Genomic DNA, 22,358 nt, shown 5'->3' with positions numbered 1-22,358 from the left:
TGTAGATAGGTATATCACCCAAGCTTGAACGGCGTATGCGCCGAAGGTCATGGTGACTTGCTGGGCATTCCCATTGGGATGCGGAGACGACCGTGTCCGTTGCAGGCCGCGTCGCGCGCAGCGTAGAGGAAACAGCGCCTTGCCGCGCATGGTTGGCGAGCTTCGTGAATGCCACGTTATACTTGCCCCAGCCAAGCGCCGCGTGGGTCGCGGTGCGCGCAATCCCAGGGAATCCCGGACACAACATGATGCGACCGCTGCCGCTCGCCGCCTGCCTTGCCTTGGCCGCCGCTTTCTTCGCGACCGCCGCCTCCGCCGCCCAGGACCCCGCCAGCAGCGCGCCGGCCGCCGCGCCCGCCACCGCTGCCCCGGCAGCGGCCGCCAAGGCCACCGGCGACGCTTCCAAGGGCAAGACCCTGACCTATACCTGCCAGGGCTGCCACGGCATCACCGGCTACAAGAACGCCTACCCGAGTTTCCACGTGCCGCGCATCGGCGGCCAGTCGGCCGAGTACCTGACCCAGGCGCTGACCGAATACCGCGAGGGCAAGCGCAAGCACCCGACCATGCAGGCGCAGGCGCAGAGCTTCTCCGCGCAGGACATCGCCGACATCTCCGCCTACCTCTCCACGCTGAAGTAAGCCGCACATGACGACGAACTCCTTGCGTCCCGCCCTGCTCGCCGCCGTTGCCGTGGCTGCCCTCGTTGCCGCCGGTTGCTCGCAGAACAACGAAGTCGCCGCCGCCGATCCCGGCCACGCCAGCGGCGAACACGAATCCGGCTCCTCCGCCGGCCTGCCCGAAGGCCGCATCGCCATCGGCGAGCAACTGGCGAAGAAGAAGGGCGAAGCCACCGGCCAGAGCTGCATCGACTGCCACGGCGCCGAAGGCAATGCGCCGATCGACGCGACCTACCCCAAGCTCGGCGGCCAGTACGGCGACTACATCGCCCACGCGCTGCAGAACTATCGCGGCGGCGAGCGCGTCCACGCGCTGATGAGCCCGCAAGCCGCCAAGCTCAGCGACCAGGATATTTCCGACCTCGCCGCCTACTTCGGCTCGCGCCAGACGCAGTTGCACGATCTCGCCGGCCAGTAAGGCGATCGCCGCAGCGCATCAACGAAAACGGAGCCGCAAGGCTCCGTTTTCGTTTGCGCACACGCCTCGCATAAGACATCCACGACCGCGATGGCTCTTGCTTTGTAGAGCCGAGTTCACTCGGCTGCTCTTGCCTTGCTCTTTGCTTTTGCCTTGCTCTTGCGGAAGCCGGGCTTGTCCCGGCTTGCTTTTCGCCCCCTGCCGCAAAGAGCAAAAAAAGCGCGCAGGGACAAGCCCGGCACCCCCGCGGGGGCAGGCTCTACGAAAGCAAAAAGCGGCCGAGTGAACCCGGCTCTACAAGACAAAGGCAACTCGCGGCCAGGCCGTTCCCGTATCCGGATTTCAGCTGTCCGTCTTGATCGGATTGCGTTTCTTCGGAATGACCGGCGGCGGTCGCGCCACGGCGGGTTGGTCGTTGAGGTTCGGATCGAACAGGCCGCAGCCGCCGCCCAGTTGCAGCACCGAAATCACGCAGCGCACTTTCTTGCGTGTGCCGGGAATCGACACCTCCACCTCGCGGATGTTCCGCCGCACCCATTCCTGCAACAGGCTTTCGCGCGGATGCCAGTCCTTGTCGAACATCGTCGGTTCGTAAGGGAACGGCACGCGCTTGAGGAAAGTGTTGGCCGCCGCGTCGTCGCGGGCCTGCGCCTGGCGCGAGCCGGGTACGCCCGGTTGCGTGCTGGCATTGCCGACCGTATCGCCGGGCAGGTTCGGACGGCCGTCGGAGTTGAACAAACCATTGCCGGCTTGCGCGCCGGGCTGTCCGGCGTTGTTGCGCGTCGAATCGCCCCAGTCGTCGGCGCGGCGCGGACTGGGCAAGGCACCCGGCTTCGGACCCGTTGTCGGTCCCGACGCCGTGGCGGATGGCGTGCTGCCCGCGGCGGGCGCCGGCTTGCTCGCCTGGCTCACGCCGGACGCAGCCGGTGGCGCTGGCGTCGTCGCCGGACCGGGCTGCGGCATCGCGACCTCGCGCTCACGCACCTGCTGGGTCGGCGCGCTGCGACTGGGCACGTTGGCGATCGGCGTTTCGATCCGTTGCACGTTCGGCTGCGACAACGGCACCGACACCTCGCGTTCGCGCAGCTGCACGTCGGGCGCACGCACGCTCGGCGTCGGCAATTCGCGGGGCCGGATCGCCGGCGTCGCGGTCGGCACTTCGACCACGGTCACTTCGCGCTCGACCACGTTCTGCTGCGGCGGGCGCACCGAGGGCGTCGGTACCGGGTTCTCCCGGACCGTCGGCGGCGGCACCACGAATTCCTGCGTCGGCTGCTCGGTTTCGGTTACCTGCAACGGCTGGTCGGCCGGCGCGGGAGCGGGAACTTGGGTCGCCGGCGCGGGCGCGGCGCTGGGCGGCGGTGTACTCGCTGCCGCCGCGGGCTGGCTGCTCGACGCCGCGGGCGCGGGCGCCGAGGGAGCCGGCGGGCCGCTGCCGGTCTGTTCCGGCGTGCCTTCGCCGATGTATTCCAGCCGCGTGCGGCTTTCCTCGGCGGCGGGCGGAAACGGTTCGATGTTCACCCACGCCAGCCACAGGATGACGATGGCGAACAGCACATGCAGCAAGAGGCTGGCGAACCCGGCGAACCAGCGCAGGCCGCGCTCGTGCCGCGGCGCCGGTTCCCAACCCTGCTGGAACAGCGAACGGAACGCGCCGATGCGGCCGTATTCGATCTCGCGCGCGAACGTCGGCAACGGTCGCGTCGCCTGGTGGTCGGTCAACGCCTGCGCGCGCTCAGGAGTGATCGCGCCGCGCTTGTCGCGCAGGCTGCGCAGCCACAGGCCCCAGCCGTACGGCATGCGGGTCTGTTTTTCCAGGGTGGGCGCGGGCTTGCGTGGCAGCAGCGCGGCGATGATGTCGGCGGCTGTCGTCACGGCAGGAAGGGAAACTCAGGCCGCGTTGTCGCGAGGAATGTAGGGGGCATCGCCGCTGGCGTGGTCGGTGGCGTCGCGTACCGCCGTCACCCCGCTCACGCGCGACATCAGGGTCTTTTCGATGCCCTGCTTCAGGGTCACGTCGACCATGCCGCAACCGTGGCAGCCGCCGCCGAAGCGCAGCCACACCACGCCATCGCCATCGACCTGTTCCACCGCGACCCGGCCCTTGTGCTGGGCCAGCTGCGGATTGACTTCGTTGTCGACCACCCAGCGCACGCGCTCGACCAGCGATGCGGATTCGGCTGGCACCTTGCCCTTGATGCGCGGCGCCTTGATCGTCAACTGGCCGCCGACGCCCTGGGTGACGTAATCGATCTCCGCCGCGTCCAGCCAGTGCACGCTGGCCGCATCGACGTACAAGGTGAATCCGTCGCAGTCCACCGCCCACTCGTCGCCGGCCAGGTCGCGCGGCTCGGCGAATTCCAGCCGCGCGTCGGCGCGCGGCGTGCCCGGATCGACCGCGCTCAGGCGCACGCCCAGCCCGGGCAAGGCCTCGCGCTCGATCAGCTTGCGGAAATGCGCCTGCGCGCTGTCGGAGATCTGGATCATGCGGCTATTCTAGCCACGACCACGCGACACACCCACCGAATCCCTAACGACGTGCGTGCTACGTTCAGCCGCCGCCGAGAGAAACCCGCCGCCATGCCCGATCTCGTCCCCCTCGTCCGCGCCCACTGCCTGCCGCTGAAGGGCAGCGAACACCGGCTCAGCCCCGCACGCATCGCCGAGCTGCTGCCGCAGGTGCCGGGCTGGGAACTGGCCGAAAACGGCCACGCCCTGGTCCGCACCTTCGCCTTCGACAACTATTACCAGACCATGGCCTTCGTGAACGCGCTGGCCTTCATCGCCCACGAGCAGGACCACCATCCCGACCTGGGCGTGCACTACAACCGCGCCGTGGTGCGTTATTCGACCCACGACGTCGGCGGCCTGAGCGAGAATGACTTCATCTGCGCGGCCAAGGCCGACGCATTGATCGGCTGATCCGACCATGAGGAATGCGATGAAACACCACGGCTCCAAGCTCGGCATGCTCGCCGCCCTGCCCGCCTTGCTGCTGGCCGCCTGCGAACAGAAACCGCAGGCGCCGATCATTCCGCCGACCGAACTGGCCGCGATCAACACGCCGCCGCCCGAATATCCGGAGAAGCTGGCCTGCGCCGGCATCGGTGGCACCGTCGTGTTCCGGGTGACCATCGCCCGCAACGGCAAGCCGGCGAAGGTCGAGCAGATCGGCAGCAGCGGCCAGTCGGAACTGGATCAGTCCGCGATGAAGGCCGTGCGCGACTGGGAATTCAAGGCTGGCACCCGCAACGGCAAGCCATGGGTGCAAGGCATCCAGGTGCCGGTGACCTTCACTCCGCCGGTGGAGAAGCCGACGCGGTGCTTCCAGTACGACAAGTGATCGGCCGTTGGCGGTACCGAGCCGCTAATACTCCACGACGTGGGAGTGGTGGCGTAGCCACCGGTAAGTCGCGATGCTTTTCAGGCACCCGAGCGAAGCGCTTCGCGACTTACCGGTGGCTACGCCACCACTCCCACATCGAAGTTCAGCCCTGCCCGCCACTAACCCAACCGATCCAGCGCCGCCGCCAGGTCATCCGCCAGCGGCGCGTTGAGCACGTAGGGCGTCTTCCCGCCATCCAGCGCGAACTGCAGCGACGCGGCGTGCAGGAACAGCCGCTTCAGGCCGATCTGCTCGCGCAGCCGTTTGTTCACCGCCGCATCGCCGTACTTGTCGTCGCCGGCGACCGGGTGGCCGAGATGCTGGGCATGCACGCGGATCTGGTGGGTGCGGCCGGTTTCGATCCGCACCTCGCAATACGAATGCCCGCCACGCCGCTCTAGCACGCGGAAATGGCTCAGCGAGGGCTTGCCGGCGGCATTGACCTGCACATGGCGCTCGCCGCCCTGGCGCAGGCCGACCAGCAACGGCGCGTCGACGCTCATCACCCCGTCGGGCATGCGCCCGACCAGCAGGGTCAGGTAGCGCTTCTCGATGCCGTCTTCATGGTCCTCGCGCAGCAGCGCCTGCAATTCGGTCAGGGCCGAACGCTTCTTCGCCAGCACCAGCAGGCCGGAGGTATCCCGGTCCAACCGGTGCACCAACTCCAGCGACTGGCCGGGCCGCAGGGCACGCATGGTTTCGATGGCGCCATGGCTGATGCCGCTGCCGCCATGACTGGCCACGCCGGTGGGCTTGTTCAGCACCAGCAGGCGGGCGTCCTCGAAAACGATGGCCTGCTCCATCCGCTTCAGGAAGGCTGGCGGCGGCGGAGCCGAATCTCCCGCTTCGGCGAGACTGACCGGCGGAATCCGCACCTCGTCGCCCGCCTCCAGCTTGCGCTCGGCCTTGGCCCGGCCGCCATTGACCCGCACCTGGCCGCTGCGGACCAACTTGTAGACCAGGCTGCGCGGGGCGCCCTTGAGCTGGCCCAGCAGGAAATTGTCCAGGCGCTGGCCTTCGCGGTCGGCCGGCACCGTCACGGTGCGAACGGCACTGCGGGCGACCCCGTCGGGGCGCGGGGGCGGGGTCGGAGGGGTCATTCCGGCATTTATCTGTTACACTCGGCGGGCGAGATAAGGGTTTGATTTCGCAGGAAGTTGAAGGGCAGGCATTCACCCGAGGTGAACCGCCGGCCGGGGCCAGAAGCCCGTCTTCCCGCGAAGGCGTCCAGGGCGCAACCACCACCCACGGGGTGGCCATGTTAGCGGCTGAACGGCAAACCCGGCCATCGTCCGGCGAGTCAGACGCTGGTGCTGAACAACAGTCCCGAGCGGCGCGAAGGCTCCTGCCCCAGCTGCCACCGGCCCGCAACAACCAGAACCAAAGCGCTCCCGCGGCCTGCCGTGGTGTCGTAGCGCTGGAAGCCAAAGCCCGCCCCGCCCGCGCCTGGCGCGAGGGGCGGCGACGAGTGACCAGAAGCGAAGCCCCACGGCGTTCCGCGCGGTAGCAGCGCGCGAGGAACGCAACAATGAAGCGAATGCTGATCAATGCCACGCAGGCGGAAGAACTGCGCGTGGCCATCGTCGACGGCCAGACCCTGTACGACATCGACATCGAACAGCCGTCGAAGGAACAGAAGAAGTCCAACATCTACAAGGGCCGCATCACCCGGCTCGAACCCTCCCTCGAAGCGGCCTTCGTCGACTATGGCGCCGACCGCCACGGCTTCCTGCCGCTGAAGGAAATCTCCCGCGACTACTTCCAGCCCGGCACCGACCACAACAAGGCCGGGCTGAAGGAATTGCTGCGCGAGGGCCAGGAAATCGTCGTCCAGGTCGACAAGGAGGAACGCGGCAACAAGGGCGCGGCCCTGACCACGTTCATCTCGCTGGCCGGCCGCTACATGGTGCTGATGCCCAACTCGCCCACCGCCGGCGGCGTCTCCCGCCGCATCGAGGGCGAGGACCGGGCCGAGCTGAAGCGGGCGATGGACGCGTTGAACATCCCCGACCACATGGGCGTGATCATCCGCACCGCCGGCGTCGGCCGCGACGCGGAAGAACTGCAGTGGGACCTCGACTACCTGCTGAGCGTATGGAAGGCCATCGCCGAAGCCGCGCTGAGCAAGCCGGCGCCGTTCCTGATCTACCAGGAAAGCCGGCTGATCGTCCGCGCCCTGCGCGACTACCTGCGCAACGACATCGGCGAAATCCTGGTCGACACCGAGGACATGTACGCCACCGCGCAGGAATTCATGCAGCAGGTGATGCCGCACAACCTGCGCAAGCTGAAGCACTACAAGGACGACATCCCGCTGTTCAACCGCTTCCAGATCGAATCGCAGATCGAGGGCGCGTACGAACGCGAAGTGCGCCTGCCCTCCGGCGGCGCGCTGGTGATCGACCAGACCGAGGCGCTGACCGCGATCGACGTCAACTCGGCGCGCGCCACCCGCGGCGGCGACATCGAGGAAACCGCGTTCCACACCAACTGCGAGGCGGCCGAGGAAGTCGCGCGCCAGTTGCGCCTGCGCGACCTGGGCGGCCTGGTGGTCATCGACTTCATCGACATGGCCAGCAACAAGCACCAGCGCGAGGTCGAGAACCGCCTGCAGAACGCGCTGAAGTACGACCGCGCCCGTGTTCAGCTGGGCCGCATCTCGCGCTTCGGCCTGATGGAAATGAGCCGCCAGCGCCTGCGCCCGTCGCTGGGCGAGTCCAGCCAGATCGTGTGCCCGCGCTGCGAAGGCCATGGCCGCATGCGCAGCGTCGAATCGCTGTCGCTGTCGATCATCCGGGTCGCCGAGGAACACGCGATGAAGGAGAACACCGGACAGGTGCTGGTGCAGGCCCCGGTGGAGATCGCCAACTTCCTGCTCAACGAGAAGCGCGGCGCCCTGCGCGAGATCGAGACGCGCCACGACGCGCCGATCGTCATCGTCGCCGACGAGCAGATGCATACGCCGCACTACGAAGTCACCCGCATCCGCGAGAACGAGCTGGGCGAAGAGACTTCCAAGCCCAGCTACCAGCGCGGCACCCCGCGCAAGCTGCCGGTGCATGCGCTGACCAAGGCGCAGCTGAACATCCCCGCCGCCCCGGCAGTGACCACGGTCAAGCACGCCCAGCCCGCTCCGGTGCGCGAGGAACGCGAAGCGCCCGCACCGGTCCCGGCGCCCGCGGCAGTGGCCGCGCCCGTCGCCGCACCGAAGGTCAACGGCGGCGTGGTCGGCTTCTTCAAGCGCCTGTTCGGCGGCGAAACGCCGGCCGCCCCCGCTCCGGCGCCGCAGGCCGACAACCGCCAGCGCAACGATCGCGATCGCGGCGGCAACCAGAACCGCCGCGACGGCCGCGGCGGCCAGCAGCAGGGACGCGGCAACAACAACCCGCGGCGCGACGAAGGTCGACGCGACGACAACCGCAACAAGCCGCAGAACGCCCAGCAGGCCGAGTCGCAGAAGCAGGCGCAGGGCGGCCAGCAGCAGAAGCAGCGCAACGAACAACAGCAACAACAAAAGCAGCAGAACAAGCAGCAGCAACAGCCGAAGGCCCAGCAGCAGAAACAGCAGCAGGCGCCCAAGCCGCCACGCAACGAAGCCCCGCAGGCCGCCAAGCCGGAAACGGCCAAGCCGGAAGCCGTCGAGGCCAAGGACGTGGCCATTGCCGCCCCCGCCGCTGCTGCAGTCGTCGCCAACGAAACCGTTGCGCCGGTGAACGCCGTCGCCGTTGCCCCGACCGAAGCCGAAGCCGCGGAGACCACCACATCCGCCGAAACCACGCCTGCTGCCGAAGCCAATGCTTCCGCGGAAGGCGGTGAAGGCGGCGCGCGTCGCCGCCGTGGCCGTCGTGGCGGCCGTCGCCGTCGCCGTGGAGGCGGAGCCGCTGGCGAAGCCGCCGCGGACGCCTCTGGCGAAAACGCGGGCGACGACGATTTCGACGACGAAGAAGTCACGCCGGTCGTGCAACGCGGCAACCAGCCCGAGTTCGATTTCGACGACGTGCCGCAGGCTCCGGCCGCGCCCGTGCAGGAACCGAAGGCGAGCGTCGAAGCCACGGCTCCCGCGCAGGCCGGCACCGACGACGTATCCAGCGAAGAAGAGCTGATGTGGGCGCAACGCGAAACGAAGCCGGTCGTCCAGGCTCCGGTCGAACCCGTCGCCGAAGTCCCCGCCCCGGCCTCGCCGCCCAGCGAGCAGTTTTCGCTGATCGAACCCGTCGTCGAGCCTGTCGCGCCGGCCCCGGCGGCGGCGCAGGAAACGGCCAGCGTGGCCGCACCGGAACCGGAGCCGATCGCCGTCGAAACCGCGAAGCCCGAAATCGCGAAGCCGGCACCGGTACGCGCGCCCGCGGTGAATTCGGGTTCCCTGTTCTTCGCGATGGATGCGGACACCCCGCCGTCGGTGATTCGTCAGCTGCTGACGCCGGTGACGGCGCCCCATGCCGATACCGACGAAGACGAAGTCGAAGCCGAGGACGATGCGGCCGAGACGCAGGTCGCCGCCGCGCCGGCGCCGCAGGCCGAAGGCGAAGAAACCCGCCGCGACGCCTGATCCACGTCGCGGGAGCGGATTGGACCGCTCCCGCGATTACAGCGTGCGCGTGGGTTCGATCAAGCCGTACTGCGCGGCCAGTCGCGCCAGCGCGATATTGTCCTGCACGCCGATTTTCTCGAACAACCGGCTCTTGTGCGTGTTCACCGTCTTCGCGCTCAGGCTGAGGCGCTTGGCGATTTCTTCCTGGCGCAGGCCCTGGATCAGCAGCATCGCCACTTCCAGTTCGCGCGGCGACAGCTCGTCGAACGGCGACGCACCGCCACCCATGTTGGACAGCGCCAGGTTCTGCGCGATGTTGCTCCCCAGGTAGCGCTTGCCGCGCGCCACGTCGCGCACCGCGCGCAACAGTTCGGTCGCATCGCCGGCCTTGCCGACGTAACCGGACGCGCCGGCTTCCAGCAACCGCTTCGGCAGTGGTCCGTCTTCCAGCACCGACACCACGATCACCCGCGTGCCCTGGCCGCCGCGCACGATGCGTTCGGTGATCTCGAGGCCGCTCAAGCCCGGCAGGTGCAGGTCGCACAGCACGATGTCGGGTTTCAGTTTCCGCACCAGCGGCAGGCCGGCTTCGCCGCTGTCCGCCTCGCCGACCACTTCGATGTCGGTCTCGCCGGCCAAGATCATGCGCATGCCTGTACGAATCAGCGCGTGGTCGTCTATCAGAAAAATCCTGATCGTCATCCCTGAAATTTCCCCCTTTTCCGCGTCCTGTCCCGAGACTAGCCCCATCCTGAATACGCCGCAAGCGCAACGATGGTTGCAAGGCTTCCAGTAAGATGCGGCGTCGCCGGTCACGATCCAGGTTCCGCATGCCGCCCCCATCGCAGCGTTCCCTCAGCATCGTCGGCGCGGGCCTCGCCGGCGCCTTGTTGGCCACGCTGCTCGCGCGCAAAGGTTGGCGCATCGACGTTTACGAAAAACGCGGCGACCCGCGCGTGCAGGGGTATGCCGGCGGGCGTTCGATCAACCTGGCGCTGGCCGAACGCGGGCGCCACGCATTGCGCCAGGCCGGCGCGGACGATGCGGTGATGCGCCAGGCGGTGATGATGCGCGGACGCATGGTGCATCCGCTCGGCGGCGCGCCGCAGTTGCAGCGCTACGGCCGCGACGACAGCGAGGTGATCTGGTCGATCCATCGCGGCGACCTCAACATCACCCTGCTCGACCTGGCCGAAGCCGCCGGTGCCCGCGTGCATTTCGACCGCAGGCTCGATTCGGTCGACTTCGATGCCGGCCTCGCCCATTTCCACGACGAACGCGAAGGCATCGCCTTCGCCCACGCCTTCGACGCGCTGGTGGGCGCGGACGGGGCCGGCTCGTCGTTGCGCGCGGCGATGGGCAAGCACGAAGACCTCGGCGAGCGCAGCGAATTCCTCGACCATTCGTACAAGGAACTGGAGATCCCGCCGGCCGCCGACGGCGGCTTCCGGATCGAGCCGAACGCCCTGCACATCTGGCCGCGTGGCCGTTACATGTGCATCGCCCTGCCCAACGACGAGAAGACTTTCACCGTCACCCTGTTCCTGCCGAACGAAGGCGATCCCAGTTTCGCCAGCGTGCGCAGCAGCGCCGATGCGCGTGCGCTGTTCGAGCGCGACTTCCCCGACACCCTGCCGCTGATCCCGGAGCTGGAGGCCGATTGGCAGCGCAACCCGACCGGCCTGCTGGCCACGTTGTACCTGGATCGCTGGCACCTCGGCGGGCGCGCCGTGCTGCTCGGCGATGCCGCGCACGCGATGGTGCCGTTCCATGGCCAGGGCATGAATTGCGCGTTCGAGGATTGCGTGGCGCTGGCGCGGCAACTCGAAGCGCACGCCGACACGGCGGCCGCGTTCGCTGCGTTCGAGGCCGAGCGCAAGCCCAACGCGCTCGCGATCCAGCAGATGGCGCTGGAAAACTACATCGAGATGCGCGACAAGGTCGACGACCCGGATTTCCTGCTGCAGCGCGAGCTGGAGCGCAAACTGCAGGAACGCCATCCCGGCCGATTCGTCCCGCATTACACCATGGTCACCTTCATGCGCATCCCGTATGCGGTGGCGCTGGAGCGCAGCGACGTCCAACGCGAGATCCTCGTCGAAGCCACGCGCGGCCTGCGCTCGCTGGATTCCGTCGACTGGGCCGCGGTCGATGCACGCGTGCTGGCACGCCTGGAACCCCTGCAGGACGCCGCCTGATGCCGGCGAGTTTCCTGTTCTACGACCTGGAAACCTTCGGCGCCGACTGGCGCAAATCGCGCATCGCCCAGTTCGCCGCCGTGCGCACCGATGCCGAACTGAACCATGTCGACGAGGCGGTCAGTTTCTTCGTGCGGCCCGCCGACGATCTGCTGCCCTCGCCCGTCGCGACGATGATCACCGGCATCACCCCGCAGCGCGCGTTGCGCGAAGGCGTCAACGAAGCCGAGGCCTTCGCCCGCATCGGCGAACTGATGGCGCAGCCGGAGACCTGCACGCTGGGCTGGAACACGCTGCGCTTCGACGACGAGTTCGTGCGCTACGGCCTGTTCCGCAATTTCCACGATGCCTACGAGCGCGAATGGCGCGGCGGCAACTCGCGCTGGGACCTGCTCGACGTGGCCCGGCTGTTCCATGCACTGCGTCCGGCTGGCGTGGCATGGCCGCAGCGCGACGACGGCAAGGGCACGTCGTTCAAGCTGGAGCATCTCGCCCTCGCCAACGACGTGCGCGTCGGCGATGCGCACGAGGCGTTGTCCGACGTGTTCGCCACCGTCGGCATCGCCCGCAAGCTGCGCGCCGCCCAGCCGCGGCTGTGGGACTACGCGCTGCAACTGCGCGACAAGCGTTTCGCCGCGCGCCTGCTCGACACCGCCGCGATGCAGCCGCTGCTGCACGTATCGCAGCGCTACCCCGCCAGCCGCTTCTGCGCCGCGCCGGTACTGCCGCTGGCGCGCCATCCGCACATCGACAGCCGCACCATCGTGTTCGACCTCGAAGGCGACGCCGACGCCCTGCTCGACCTCGACGCCGCCGCCATCGCCGACCGCCTGTACACGCCCGCGGCCGCTCTGCCCGAAGGCGTGCAGCGGATCGGACTGAAGGAAGTGCACGCGAACAAGTGCCCGGCACTGGTCGCATGGCAGCACCTGCGCGAAGAGGACTTCGCCCGACTGTGCATCGACCGCCCTGCCGTCGAAGCCACGGCGGCACGGTTGCGCCCGCATGCCGCGATGCTCGCCGAGAAGATCCGGCAGGTATTCGCAGTACAACGCGAATACGCGACCCCGGACGTGGATGCGTCGTTGTACGACGGCTTCATCGGCGATGGCGACAAGCGCCGCTTCGCCGATGTGCGCGGCACGCCGCCGGAATTGCTGGGCCAGCGCGATTTCGGTTTCCGCGACCCGCGCCTGCCCGAACTGCTGTTCCGCTATCGCGCCCGCAATTGGCCCGATACGCTCACGCAGCCGGAACAGGAACGCTGGGACGATTACCGCCGCCTGCGGCTGGGCAGCGACAGCGGCCTTTCCGAAAATACCTTCGAATCGTACTTCCGTGAAATCGATGCGCTGCGCACCCAACATGCCGGCAGCGGCGAAAAACTTGCACAGCTCGACCAGATCGAGGCCTGGGGCCGCGAACTGCAGGCCACCCTGTAGGAGCGCACTTCAGTGCGCGACCGGGACAAGGGCGCCGCATGGAAAATCGGTGAATCTGAAAGATTGCGGTCGCGCACTGAAGTGCGCTCCTACATTAGGATGATGGCATGACCACCTATTTCACGGATGCCAGCTTCAAGTTCCTGCGCGGCCTGGCCCGGCACAACGACAAGACCTGGTTCGCCGCACACAAGGCGCAATACGAGGAACACGTGCGCCAGCCGTTCCAGCGCCTGCTGACCGACCTGCAGCCCGACCTGGCCAAGGTCAGCACGCATTTCCGCGCCGAGCCCAAGCCGGTGGGCGGATCGCTGTTCCGCATCTATCGCGACACGCGTTTTTCCGGCGACAAGGCGCCCTACAAGCCCTGGCAGGGCGCACGCCTGTTCCACGAACGCAGCAAGCAGGTGCCGGCGCCGTCGTTCTACCTGCACCTGCAGCCGGGCGAATGCTTCGTCGGCGCCGGCCTGTGGCATCCGGAGCCGGATACGCAGCGGCGCGTGCGCCAGTTCGTCTTCGACAATCCCGGCACGTGGAAGGCCACCGCGCACGATGCGAAGTTCCGCAAGCGCTTCGACTTCGAGGAAAGCGAAATGCTGACCCGGCCGCCACGCGGCTTCCCGGCGGATTTCGAGTTCATCGAGGACCTCAAGCACAAGAACTTCGTGTTCTGGCGCGACCTGGACGACGCGACCATCACCGGGCCGAAACTGCGCCAGGTCGTTGCCGCCGACCTGGCCGCGCTGGGGCCGTTCGTCGATTACCTGTGTGCGGCATTGGACCTGGAGTTCTGACGTTCCCTGTCGTTCCGGGCATGGCGAGGGATCGGCTTTTGCCGGTCACTCGAAGGAAGGGCAAAACAGATCCCTCGCTACGCTCGGGATGACAACATGAAGGCGCCCGGAGAATCGACATGAAAAAATGGATCGCACTCGTTCTCGTCGTATTGCTGGCCCTGCTCGGCTACGTCGCCGCGGGGCCGTACCTGGCGATCAATGGCATCCGCCAGGCGCTGGCCGAGCAGGACATGGGCAAGCTGGAGCGGCATGTCGATTTCCCCGCGCTGCGGGTCAACCTGCGCGCGCAGGTCGAGGACTGGTTGGCGCGCAAGGCGGGCCCGGACGTGCAAGGCAACGTGATCGGCTCATTCGCCCTGTCCATCGCCAACAACGTCGCCGGCCGCGGCGTCGACACGGTGGTCACGCCGTTGGGCATCGCCGGCGTGCTGCAGGGCCGCTCGTTGTGGAAACAGATGTTGCGCGAAACCGTCGATGGCGACAGCTACGGCAAGCCGATACCGGCCGACCCGTTGAAGCAGGCGCAAACCCGCTACGAATCCCTTTCGCGCTTCACCGCCACCACCACCGACGAGGACGGCAAGCCGATCGTGTTCGTGTTCACCCGCCAGGGCCTGCGCTGGAAGCTGACCGACATCCGCTTGCCGCGGTAGAGCCTGTCCGTACTCGATACGAGAGTAGTCCCGTGCCGTCATCGGAACGGAGGGATTCAGTGGTGGGCGTTGGCCCGCCATCCAAATAGATGGGTTGATCGATGGCGGGCCAGGGCCCGCCCTACGAGGCGGATGATTCGTTGGCGACGCCGTGCGGTACATGCCCGGCGGTGACATGCTGGCGCGCGCTGTCGATGTTGTGCTGGGAATCGTCGAAGAACAGGTCGGCGCCGAACGCCTCGAGGAAGGGCCCCTTGTGCCGGCCACCGAGGAACAGCGCCTCGTCCAGGCGCACGCCCCATTCGCGCAGGGTACGGATCACCCGCTCGTGCGCAGGCGCGGAGCGCGCGGTGACCAATGCGGTGCGGATCGGCGCATCCTCGCCGCTGGGAAACGCGGCCTGCAGTTCGTGCAGCGCCGAAAGGAAGCCCTTGAACGGCCCGCCGGACAACGGCTCGCGCGCGCGTTCGCGCTCGTTGCGGGCGAAGGCCTCGACGCCCTGCTCGCGCGAGACCCGCTCGCTTTCGTCGCCGAAGATCACCGCGTCGCCGTCGAAGGCGATGCGCAACTGGTCGTGGCGCTGCTGCGGGGTCTTCGCCTCGGGCAGGATGGTCGCCGCGGCGATGCCCTGCGCCAGCGCACGCCGCACCGATTCGGGGTTGGCGGACAGGAACAGGTTGGCGGCGAACGGCTTCACGTAGGGCCAGGTCGGCTCGCCCGAAGTGAACACCGCGCGCACGATGCCCAGGCCGTGGTGCTGGATCGAATTGAAGATGCGCAGGCCGGTATCGGCGGAATTGCGCGACAGCAGGATCACCTCGACCCGGGGCGCATCGGCCGGCGCTCCGGCGTTCAATGCCAGCAGCTTGCGCACCACCGGGAAGGCGACCCCGGGCGACAGCACGTCGTCCTCGCGATCGCGCTGGTAATCGCTGAAGGCGTCGACGCCTTCGCGTTCGAACAGCGCATGGCTTTCTTCCAGATCGAACAGCGCGCGCGAAGTGACGGCGACGGTCAGCAGTCGGGGGGTGTTGTCGGCCATGCGGGCATTATCCGCGCTGGCGTCTCCGCCGGCGAGAACGCCGCGCGGATCAGTCCAGGTCCAGCGAATCGATGGTCAACCTCGCCGGCGGACCGCGCAGGTTGTTGCGGGTCACCGCCCGCACCTCGACTTCCATGCGCAACGGCTGCTGCCGCCCCGGCGGATCGTCGGGCCAGAAGAACAGCAGTTCGCTGCGACGGTCGCCGGTGGTGACCGCGACGGGTTCGGCCGGGAACACCGCGTACGGCGATTGCGACGCGACCACGCGGAATTCGAAACCGACCTGGTCGATGGCATAGTCGCCGCGAGGCCAGTCCAGGCGCAGGGTCAGGATGCCCGAACCGTCGCACGTACCCGGCGCGCCGCCGATGCCCCGGTCCAACCGCAAGGCCTTCAGTTCCGGGGCGCGCACGGTTTCCTCGTCGACATCGGTCGGCGTGGTCCCGGCATCCACCTGGAACGGTACGTGGTGGCTGTTCAGTCCACAGCTCTGCGCATGCGCAGCCGCGCTGCAGGCCAAAACCAGCACGGCCACCGAACGGCCAAGCCATTGCGACGCTTTCATAACCCCTTACCCCGAAATCCGGACCCCACCGCGACGCAGGATGTTAGCGCCGCTCCCCCGGCAATGAGTATGGCATCACGAAAACGGCGCGGAAACGGAACTGCGTCTCAAACCACGAACTGCTCGCTGAGGATGCGTTCTTCGAGGTTGTGCTCGGGATCGAACAGCAAGGTGACCATGCGGTCGCGCGATTCGCGGATGGTCACTTCCACCACGTCGCGGATTTCGTGCGAATCGGCGGTGACGCTGACCGGACGCTTGTACGGGTCCAGCACACGGAAGCGTACCTCGGTGTCGGCCTTGAGGATGGCGCCGCGCCAGCGCCGCGGCCGGAACGGCGCGATCGGGGTCAGGGCGATGGTGTTCGAGCCCAGCGGCAGGATCGGTCCGTGCGCGGAGAAGTTGTAGGCGGTGCTGCCGGCCGGCGTGGCCACCATCACCCCGTCGCAGATCAGCTCGTCGACGCGGGTCTGCCCATTGAGGTCGATGCGGATGTGCGCGGCCTGGCGGGTCTGGCGCAGCAGCGAAACCTCGTTGTAGGCCAACGAAGCGGTACTGGCGCCGGATTCGGCCTGGGCAAGCATTTCCAGCGGGCGCAGCTTGGCCGGTTCGGCCGCGGCAATGCGCTCCAGCAGGCCTTCCGGGCGGAACTGGTTCATCAGGAAACCGACCGTGCCCAGCTTCATCCCGTACACCGGCTTGCCCAGTCCGCCGTGCCGGTGCAGGGTCTGCAGCATGAAGCCGTCGCCGCCCAGCGCGCACAGCACATCGGCCTGGTCGGGCTCGTGCGCGCCATGCTCGCGGACCAGGTCCGCCAGCGCCTCCTGGGCCTCGGGCGTGGGACTGGCGAGGAAGGCGATGCGGGGCGTCTGGCTCATCCGTGGCTCCGGCAAATCGGCACAGCTTACTTGCTCGGGCAGCGGGCGACGACGGAGCGGAGATCCAGTGCCCTGGCGACCTGCCCCGGTTCGGACAGCATCATGGGGCCGTGGTCGCGGGTCCAGTAGGCATAGGCCAGTTGCCTGACCTGCGGGTCGGTGATGGCGAACTCGCCGGCCGCCTCCTTCTGTTCCAGCAGCTTGCGCGTTGCGTCGAACGCCTCGACGCCGCCCTGCTGGAACAGCACGCGTCCACCGCCGAACGCGTCGTACAAGGCCTTCTGCAACTTGATATTGCCGCCCAGGCCCTGCAGGACCTTGTCGCGCATGGCCGGGTTCTCGGGCAGCGTGTAGTCGTTGCCGCTGCAGGCGGCGTACGCGCGGATATCGTCCGCCAGGCGCGTGGCCTCCTCCGCGCTCAACTTGAATTGCGCCGCATGCTGCCTGGCCCAACCCTGCACGATGGGCCTCATGAACAGGTTGCGCGCCGCCTCCGCCTGCTCCTGCGCGGTCTTGCCGACGATCTGGTCGGCGTACACGGCCTGGCCCTTCACTTGCCCGACCTGCTTGCGCGCCTGCGCGAAACCCGTGCCGGCGACCAGCAGCAGTACGACCAACCATCCGATGCGGCGCATGGGCTATTCCCGAAAAAGAAGGGGCGATCCGAAGATCGCCCCGATTCTAGCCAAGTGGGATGGCAAGCGGACAACCGCCCGCGATCATGTTCAAGCCTTCGCCAGCTGGGACAGGCGCTGCACCGCCACCGACGCGGTGGGGTAGTCCAGCGTCTTCTGCGCGGCCAGTTCGTTGAGCATGTTCATGGTGAAGCGCAGGCTGGCGTCGTCGCGTTCCAGCCAGCTCTTGACCTTGGCGTCCGGCGTGGCGCCCGGCATCGCCAGCACCTGCGAGGTCAGCGCCCGCTGGTGCGTGGCCAGTTCGTCGCGCAGCACGCCGCGTGCGACCGCATGCCAGCGTCCATCGACCTTCAGCGCGTCGATCTGCGCCTGCAGCCACGGCAGGTGCAGGGCTTCGCCGAGGCGGTAGTGCACCTTCGACACCTCGACCGGCTTCAGCTTGCGCGCCAGTGCCACTTCGATGATGTCGGCGCAAGGCTCCAGGTACGGCAACGCCGCCAACTGCTCGGCCAGCGCGTTGGGCACGCCCTTGGCCTTCCAGTCCTTCAGGCTGGCTTCGTAGGGCGGACGCAGCGCCGGCGGCAGCACGCCGCCCGCGGCGCGGATGTCGTTGAAGCCGTCGTGGTAGCGGTTGACCGCCGCGGTGATGTCGGGGATCGCGCCGGCGCGGTTCAACAGCCAGCGGGTGAACGAGCGCTGCAGGTTCCAGATCACCTGCAGGGCGTCGATCTGCACGCTTTCCTCGACCTTGCCGTCGAGCGCGTCGATCTGGGCCCATAGCGCGCGCGCGTCCAGCGTCTCGCGGGTGATGGTGAAGGCCTTCGCCACTTCCGCCGTGCTGCGGCCGGTGTCCTCCTGCATGCGCAGCAGGAAGCTGGCGCCCATGCGGTTGATCGTGGTGTTGGTCACCGCGGTGGCGATGATTTCGCGCTTCAGCCGGTGCTTCTCCATCTCGGCCGCGTACTTCTTCTGCAGCGGCTCGGGAAAGTAGCGCTGCAGCTCCTTCGACAGGTACGGGTCTTCGGGGATGTCCGAATCCAGCAACTGCTGGAACGCGACCAGCTTGGAGTACGACAGCAGCACCGACAGCTCGGGCCGGGTCAGGCCCATGCCGCGGGCCTTGCGTTCGGCCAGTTCGGCGTCGGACGGCAGGTATTCGATCTGCCGGTCGAGCAGGCCCTGCGCTTCCAGGGTCTGGATGAAGTGCTGCTTGGAACCCAGGCGCGACACGCTCATCCGTTCCATCAGGCTGAGCGCCTGGTTCTGCCGGTAGTTGTCGCGCAGCACCAGCTCGGCGACTTCGTCGGTCATCTCGGCCAGCAGCTTGTTGCGCGCGTCGAGGGTCAGCTTCTTCGCCTGGACCACGCCGCCCAGCAGGATCTTGATGTTGACCTCGTGGTCGGAGGTATCGACGCCGGCCGAGTTGTCGATGAAGTCGGTGTTCAGCAGCACGCCGTGCAGCGCGGCCTCGACGCGGCCCAACTGGGTCAGGCCCAGGTTGCCGCCCTCGCCCACCACCTTGCAGCGCAGGTCGCGGCCGTCGACGCGGATCGCGTTGTTGGCGCGGTCGCCGACGTCGGCGTTGATCTCGTTGCTGGACTTGACGTAGGTGCCGATGCCGCCGTTCCACAGCAGGTCGACCGGCGCCTTCAGGATCGCGCTCATCAGCTCGTTGGGCGACAGCGACTTCACGTTGTCGGCCAGGCCCAGCGCCGCGCGCGCCTCGGGCGCCAGGTCGATCGATTTCAGCGAACGCGGGAACACGCCGCCGCCCTTGCTGATCAGCTTGCGGTCGTAGTCGTCCCAGCTGGAGCGCGGCAGCTTGAACATGCGCTGGCGTTCCTTGAACGACTTCGCCGCGTCCGGGTTCGGATCGAGGAAGATGTGACGGTGGTCGAACGCGGCGACCAGGCGGATGTGTTCGCTCAGCAGCATGCCGTTGCCGAACACGTCGCCGGACATGTCGCCGATGCCCACGCAGGTGAAGTCCTGGGTCTGCGAGTCGCGGCCCATCGCGCGGAAGTGGCCCTTGACCGATTCCCAGGCGCCGCGCGCGGTGATGCCCATGCCCTTGTGGTCGTAGCCGACCGAGCCGCCCGAAGCGAACGCGTCGTCGAGCCAGAAGCCGTGCGCGCGGGCGATGCCGTTGGCGATGTCGGAGAAGGTCGCGGTACCCTTGTCGGCGGCGACGACCAGGTACGGGTCGTCGTTGTCGTGGCGCACCACGTCGTTCGGCGGGACGATCTTGCCGCCGACGATGTTGTCGGTCAGGTCGAGCAGGCCGTTGATGAAGCGCTTGTAGCAGGCCACGCCTTCGTTGAACCAGGCTTCGCGGTTGACCGAGGCATCCGGAAGCTGCTTGCAGAAGAAGCCGCCCTTGCTGCCCACCGGCACGATCACCGTGTTCTTCACCATCTGCGCCTTGACCAGGCCCAGCACCTCGGTGCGGAAATCCTCGCGGCGGTCGGACCAGCGCAGGCCGCCGCGCGCGACCGGGCCGAAACGCAGGTGCACGCCTTCGACGCGCGGGCCGCAGACCCAGATCTCGCGGTACGGACGCGGCTTCGGCAGGTCGGGCACCTTGGCCGAGTCGAACTTGAAGCTGAGGTAATCGGCGGGGCCGCCGTCGGCGCGCAGACCGTCGCGGTACTTGATGTAGTAGTTGGTGCGCAGGGTCGCGTCGATCACGCCCATGTAGCTGCGCAGGATGCGGTCGTCGTCGAGGCTGGACACGCCGTCGAGCAACTTGCGCAACGCCTTGTGGATGGCCTCGGCCTGACGCTCGCGGCTGTCGCTGCGAGCATCGATCACGCCCTGCAGCACGGCCAGGGTGGCTTCGTCGCCGCCGGCCAGGCCGCGCAGCTGCTGCGCGAAGCGTTCCTGGCCCTGCTTGATCTCGGCCTTGCTCTCGCGGCCGGTGGCCGGGTCGAAGCGCGCTTCGAACAGCTCCACCAGCAAGCGCGCCAGCAACGGATAGCGGGCCATCGTCGATTCGACGTAGCTCTGCGAGAACGGCACGCCGGCCTGCATCAGGTACTTGCAGTACGCGCGCAGCACCGCGACCTGGCGCCAGCCGAGGCTGGCGCGCAGCACCAGGCGGTTGAAGCCGTCGTTCTCGGCGTCGCCGCGCCAGATCGAGGCGAAGGCCTCTTCGAAGGCGAGGTGGCGCGCGTCGAGGTCGAGCGCACCGGTCGATTCGACTTCGAACTGCTGGATGTAAGCCGGGCTGCCGTCGATCTCCAGCCGGTACGGATGTTCGGAGATCACCCGCAGACCCATGTTTTCCATCAGCGGCAGCACGTCGGACAGCGGGATGTCGCTGTTGCGGCGATACAGGTTCAGGCGCAGCGGGCCTTCGCCGGCCAGCGGCGCGCGCGCGCGGTGCAGGCTCAGGCGCAGGTCGTCGCCGTCGTCCAGCGCGGCGAGGTTCTCGACGTCGCTGGCAGCGACCTCGGCCGACACCGACTCGATGTAGCCGGCCGGCAAGGCGCGGCCGAAGCGCGCGGCCAGCTTCAGGCCCTCGCCTTCGCCGCGGCGCGCGATCAGGGTTTCGCGCAGGTCGTCCTGCCAGTTGCGCAGCAGGTGGGCCAGTTCCTGTTCCAGCGCGGCGGTGTCGACGTCGACCTGGTCGCCGACCTTCGGCCGCACCACCAGGTGCAACTGGGCCAGCGGCGATTCGCCGAGCTGCACGTTGGTGTCGACGAACTCGCCGCGCAACGCCTGCTTCAGCAGCGCCTCGATGCGCAGGCGCACGTCGGTGTTGAAGCGGTCGCGCGGGATGTAGACCAGCGCGGAGTAGAAGCGGCCGTAGCGGTCGCGACGCAGGAACAGGCGGCTGCGCACGCGCTCCTGCAGGCCGAGGATGCCCATCGCGGTGCGGGTCAGTTCCTCTTCGCTGGACTGGAACAGTTCCTCGCGCGGCAGCGTTTCCAGGATGTGGCGCAGGGCCTTGCCGCTATGGCTGTTCGGCGACAGGCCGGACTGGCGCATCACGTGTTCGTGGCGCTCGCGCACCAGCGGGATTTCCCACGGCCGGCGGTTGTAGGCGCTGGAGGTGTAGAGGCCGATGAAGCGCTGCTCGGCGACCGGGCGGCCCTGGGCGTCGAATTCCAGCACGCCGATGTAGTCCATGTTGCCGGGACGGTGCACGCTGGAACGCGCATTGGTCTTGGTCAGGATCAGCGTGTCGACCGAACCGGACTGCGGCATGTAATGCGCGGCCAGGGTCTTCACCGGCCGCGCGTGCGAGCTTTCCTCGCCGCGCAGCAGGCCCAGGCCGCTGCCTTCGATCGCGTGCAGCACGCCGCCGTCGATGCGGTATTCGCGATAGCCGAAGAAGGTGAAGTGGTCGTTCGCGGCCCAGCGCAGGAATTCCTGCGCCTCGCGGCGGCCGGCGTCGCCGACCGGCATGCGCCGCGTGGCCAGGTCGTCGGACACGGCCAGCATCTTCTCGCGCATCACGCTCCAGTCCTGGACGATGGCGCGCACCTGTTCCAGCACTTCGCGGATGCGCGATTCGATCTTCGGCATCTGCTCGGCCGGCTGGCGGTCGATCTCCAGCAGCATCATCGATTCGGGCTTGCCCTCGCCGACCGCGGTCAGCTTGCCGGCCTTGTCGCGACCGACCCGGATCACCGGATGGCCGAGCACGTGCACGCCCACGCCGAGGTCGGCCAGCGCCATGCTGACCGAGTCGACCAGGAACGGCATGTCGTCGTTGGCGATCTGCAGCACCGAATGCTGCGATTCCCAGCCATGCGACTTCTGCGTGGCGTTGAACACGCGCACGTTGGCGGTGCCCGGCTTGCGGTTGCGGACGAAGTCCAGCATGTCGGCGACCAGCGCAGCCCAGCCGTCGGCGCTGTGGTGCACGTATTCGTCGGCTTCCATGCGCTTGTAGAACGCCTCGGCGAAGGCGACCGCTTCCGCCGCGCGTGCGGCCGGCAGGCGCTTGCGCAGCGCGGCGAACACCGGCTCCAGCGAGAAGCCCGCGGCGGCCTCCTGTTTCGGTGCGGCGGCGCGCGCCTTGGCGGGCGCCTTCGTCGCCTTGGCAGGCGCGCGCTTGGCGGAAGACGCGGTGGAATTCTTCGCAGGCTTTTTCGCGGGAGTGGTGCGGCTCATGTGCAACGCGGCT

18 protein-coding genes are annotated in these 22,358 nt (G+C 67.9%); 9 read left to right on the top strand and 9 right to left on the bottom strand.

All coding sequences use genetic code 11. The features are described from left to right. The first annotated feature begins 248 nt into the window (after window positions 1-248). Together J5837_RS12550 and J5837_RS12545 are read left to right on the top strand one after the other, a co-directional pair. Window positions 249-641, top strand: a complete 393-nt coding sequence (locus J5837_RS12550; RefSeq protein ID WP_210537560.1) for a c-type cytochrome — start codon at window positions 249-251, stop codon at window positions 639-641. Window positions 642-648: 7 nt separating this feature from the next. After that, complete coding sequence (locus J5837_RS12545; RefSeq protein ID WP_210537117.1) at window positions 649-1,098, top strand: c-type cytochrome; 450 nt, start codon at window positions 649-651, stop codon at window positions 1,096-1,098. 342 nt (window positions 1,099-1,440) lie between these two features. On the opposite strand, the gene J5837_RS12540 is transcribed toward J5837_RS12545, so the two are convergent. Next, a complete protein-coding gene (locus tag J5837_RS12540; RefSeq protein WP_210537116.1) occupies window positions 1,441-2,973 on the bottom strand; it encodes a hypothetical protein in 1,533 nt (510 codons plus the stop codon). Between the two features lie 15 nt (window positions 2,974-2,988). Then, window positions 2,989-3,585: an NfuA family Fe-S biogenesis protein gene (locus tag J5837_RS12535; protein WP_210537115.1), complete on the bottom strand. Its 597-nt coding sequence runs from the start codon at window positions 3,583-3,585 to the stop codon at window positions 2,989-2,991. A gap of 93 nt (window positions 3,586-3,678) precedes the next feature. Here J5837_RS12535 and J5837_RS12530 point away from each other — a divergent pair, with 93 nt between their 5' ends. Beyond that, entirely contained in the window at window positions 3,679-4,020 is a 342-nt protein-coding gene (locus J5837_RS12530; RefSeq protein ID WP_210537114.1) for a 4a-hydroxytetrahydrobiopterin dehydratase, read from the top strand. 7 nt (window positions 4,021-4,027) lie between these two features. Further along, window positions 4,028-4,441: an energy transducer TonB gene (locus J5837_RS12525; protein ID WP_244755943.1), complete on the top strand. Its 414-nt coding sequence runs from the start codon at window positions 4,028-4,030 to the stop codon at window positions 4,439-4,441. Window positions 4,442-4,602: 161 nt separating this feature from the next. On the opposite strand, the gene J5837_RS12520 is transcribed toward J5837_RS12525, so the two are convergent. Next, entirely contained in the window at window positions 4,603-5,583 is a 981-nt protein-coding gene (locus tag J5837_RS12520; RefSeq protein ID WP_210537113.1) for an RluA family pseudouridine synthase, read from the bottom strand. 428 nt (window positions 5,584-6,011) lie between these two features. Here J5837_RS12520 and rne point away from each other — a divergent pair, with 428 nt between their 5' ends. After that, on the top strand, window positions 6,012-9,032 hold the full coding sequence (gene rne, locus J5837_RS12515) for a ribonuclease E (protein WP_210537112.1): 3,021 nt from the start codon (window positions 6,012-6,014) through the stop codon (window positions 9,030-9,032). Between the two features lie 36 nt (window positions 9,033-9,068). On the opposite strand, the gene J5837_RS12510 is transcribed toward rne, so the two are convergent. Then, a complete protein-coding gene (locus tag J5837_RS12510; RefSeq protein WP_210537111.1) occupies window positions 9,069-9,716 on the bottom strand; it encodes a response regulator in 648 nt (215 codons plus the stop codon). Window positions 9,717-9,844: 128 nt separating this feature from the next. On the opposite strand from J5837_RS12510, the gene J5837_RS12505 reads away from it, so the two are divergent. The 4 genes from J5837_RS12505 (at window position 9,845) to J5837_RS12490 (ending at window position 14,104) form a co-directional block, all read left to right on the top strand. Then, on the top strand, window positions 9,845-11,212 hold the full coding sequence (locus tag J5837_RS12505; protein WP_210537110.1) for an FAD-dependent oxidoreductase: 1,368 nt from the start codon (window positions 9,845-9,847) through the stop codon (window positions 11,210-11,212). Next, window positions 11,212-12,654 carry an exodeoxyribonuclease I gene (gene sbcB, locus J5837_RS12500; RefSeq protein WP_210537109.1) on the top strand — a complete coding sequence of 481 codons (1,443 nt, stop codon included), beginning with the start codon at window positions 11,212-11,214 and terminating at the stop codon, window positions 12,652-12,654. The genes J5837_RS12505 and sbcB overlap by 1 nt, the downstream gene beginning before the upstream one ends. 107 nt (window positions 12,655-12,761) lie before the next feature. Then, window positions 12,762-13,448, top strand: coding sequence for a DUF2461 domain-containing protein (locus J5837_RS12495; RefSeq protein ID WP_210537108.1), 687 nt, complete (start codon window positions 12,762-12,764; stop codon window positions 13,446-13,448). Between the two features lie 119 nt (window positions 13,449-13,567). Beyond that, window positions 13,568-14,104, top strand: coding sequence for a DUF2939 domain-containing protein (locus tag J5837_RS12490; RefSeq protein WP_210537107.1), 537 nt, complete (start codon window positions 13,568-13,570; stop codon window positions 14,102-14,104). Between the two features lie 121 nt (window positions 14,105-14,225). Here the strand turns inward: J5837_RS12490 and J5837_RS12485 are convergent, their stop codons facing one another. The 5 genes from J5837_RS12485 to J5837_RS12465 form a co-directional block, all read right to left on the bottom strand. Next, window positions 14,226-15,146, bottom strand: coding sequence for a 5'-nucleotidase (locus tag J5837_RS12485; protein WP_210537106.1), 921 nt, complete (start codon window positions 15,144-15,146; stop codon window positions 14,226-14,228). A gap of 49 nt (window positions 15,147-15,195) precedes the next feature. Then, window positions 15,196-15,711: a hypothetical protein gene (locus J5837_RS12480; protein WP_210537105.1), complete on the bottom strand. Its 516-nt coding sequence runs from the start codon at window positions 15,709-15,711 to the stop codon at window positions 15,196-15,198. A gap of 107 nt (window positions 15,712-15,818) precedes the next feature. After that, window positions 15,819-16,589 (bottom strand): NAD kinase, encoded by a 771-nt coding sequence (locus tag J5837_RS12475; RefSeq protein ID WP_210537104.1) that lies wholly within the window; start codon window positions 16,587-16,589, stop codon window positions 15,819-15,821. A gap of 26 nt (window positions 16,590-16,615) precedes the next feature. Next, complete coding sequence (locus tag J5837_RS12470) at window positions 16,616-17,224, bottom strand: hypothetical protein (protein WP_210537103.1); 609 nt, start codon at window positions 17,222-17,224, stop codon at window positions 16,616-16,618. Window positions 17,225-17,314: 90 nt separating this feature from the next. Next, window positions 17,315-22,345 carry an NAD-glutamate dehydrogenase gene (locus J5837_RS12465; RefSeq protein WP_210537102.1) on the bottom strand — a complete coding sequence of 1,677 codons (5,031 nt, stop codon included), beginning with the start codon at window positions 22,343-22,345 and terminating at the stop codon, window positions 17,315-17,317. Window positions 22,346-22,358: the final 13 nt, after the last annotated feature.

The sequence above is a fragment of the Pseudoxanthomonas helianthi genome (genome assembly GCF_017939625.1).
In the GTDB taxonomy this organism is placed as follows: Bacteria; Pseudomonadota; Gammaproteobacteria; order Xanthomonadales; family Xanthomonadaceae; genus Pseudoxanthomonas_A; species Pseudoxanthomonas_A helianthi.
This window is presented reverse-complemented; position numbering and strand designations above follow the sequence as displayed.

Excerpts from the sequence above, each read along its gene's own strand:
- J5837_RS12490 (WP_210537107.1), top strand. The coding sequence starts at position 13,568 with ATGAAAAAATGGATCGCACTCGTTCTCGTCGTATTGCTGGCCCTGCTC.
- J5837_RS12550 (WP_210537560.1), top strand. The coding sequence starts at position 249 with ATGCGACCGCTGCCGCTCGCCGCCTGCCTTGCCTTGGCCGCCGCTTTC.
- J5837_RS12470 (WP_210537103.1), bottom strand. The coding sequence starts at position 17,224 with ATGCGCCGCATCGGATGGTTGGTCGTACTGCTGCTGGTCGCCGGCACG.
- J5837_RS12520 (WP_210537113.1), bottom strand. The coding sequence starts at position 5,583 with ATGACCCCTCCGACCCCGCCCCCGCGCCCCGACGGGGTCGCCCGCAGT.
- J5837_RS12475 (WP_210537104.1), bottom strand. The coding sequence starts at position 16,589 with ATGAGCCAGACGCCCCGCATCGCCTTCCTCGCCAGTCCCACGCCCGAG.
- J5837_RS12505 (WP_210537110.1), top strand. The coding sequence starts at position 9,845 with ATGCCGCCCCCATCGCAGCGTTCCCTCAGCATCGTCGGCGCGGGCCTC.
- J5837_RS12510 (WP_210537111.1), bottom strand. The coding sequence starts at position 9,716 with ATGACGATCAGGATTTTTCTGATAGACGACCACGCGCTGATTCGTACA.
- J5837_RS12480 (WP_210537105.1), bottom strand. The coding sequence starts at position 15,711 with ATGAAAGCGTCGCAATGGCTTGGCCGTTCGGTGGCCGTGCTGGTTTTG.
- sbcB (WP_210537109.1), top strand. The coding sequence starts at position 11,212 with ATGCCGGCGAGTTTCCTGTTCTACGACCTGGAAACCTTCGGCGCCGAC.
- J5837_RS12485 (WP_210537106.1), bottom strand. The coding sequence starts at position 15,146 with ATGGCCGACAACACCCCCCGACTGCTGACCGTCGCCGTCACTTCGCGC.
- J5837_RS12495 (WP_210537108.1), top strand. The coding sequence starts at position 12,762 with ATGACCACCTATTTCACGGATGCCAGCTTCAAGTTCCTGCGCGGCCTG.
- J5837_RS12545 (WP_210537117.1), top strand. The coding sequence starts at position 649 with ATGACGACGAACTCCTTGCGTCCCGCCCTGCTCGCCGCCGTTGCCGTG.
- J5837_RS12530 (WP_210537114.1), top strand. The coding sequence starts at position 3,679 with ATGCCCGATCTCGTCCCCCTCGTCCGCGCCCACTGCCTGCCGCTGAAG.
- J5837_RS12525 (WP_244755943.1), top strand. The coding sequence starts at position 4,028 with ATGAGGAATGCGATGAAACACCACGGCTCCAAGCTCGGCATGCTCGCC.
- J5837_RS12535 (WP_210537115.1), bottom strand. The coding sequence starts at position 3,585 with ATGATCCAGATCTCCGACAGCGCGCAGGCGCATTTCCGCAAGCTGATC.
- J5837_RS12465 (WP_210537102.1), bottom strand. The coding sequence starts at position 22,345 with ATGAGCCGCACCACTCCCGCGAAAAAGCCTGCGAAGAATTCCACCGCG.
- rne (WP_210537112.1), top strand. The coding sequence starts at position 6,012 with ATGAAGCGAATGCTGATCAATGCCACGCAGGCGGAAGAACTGCGCGTG.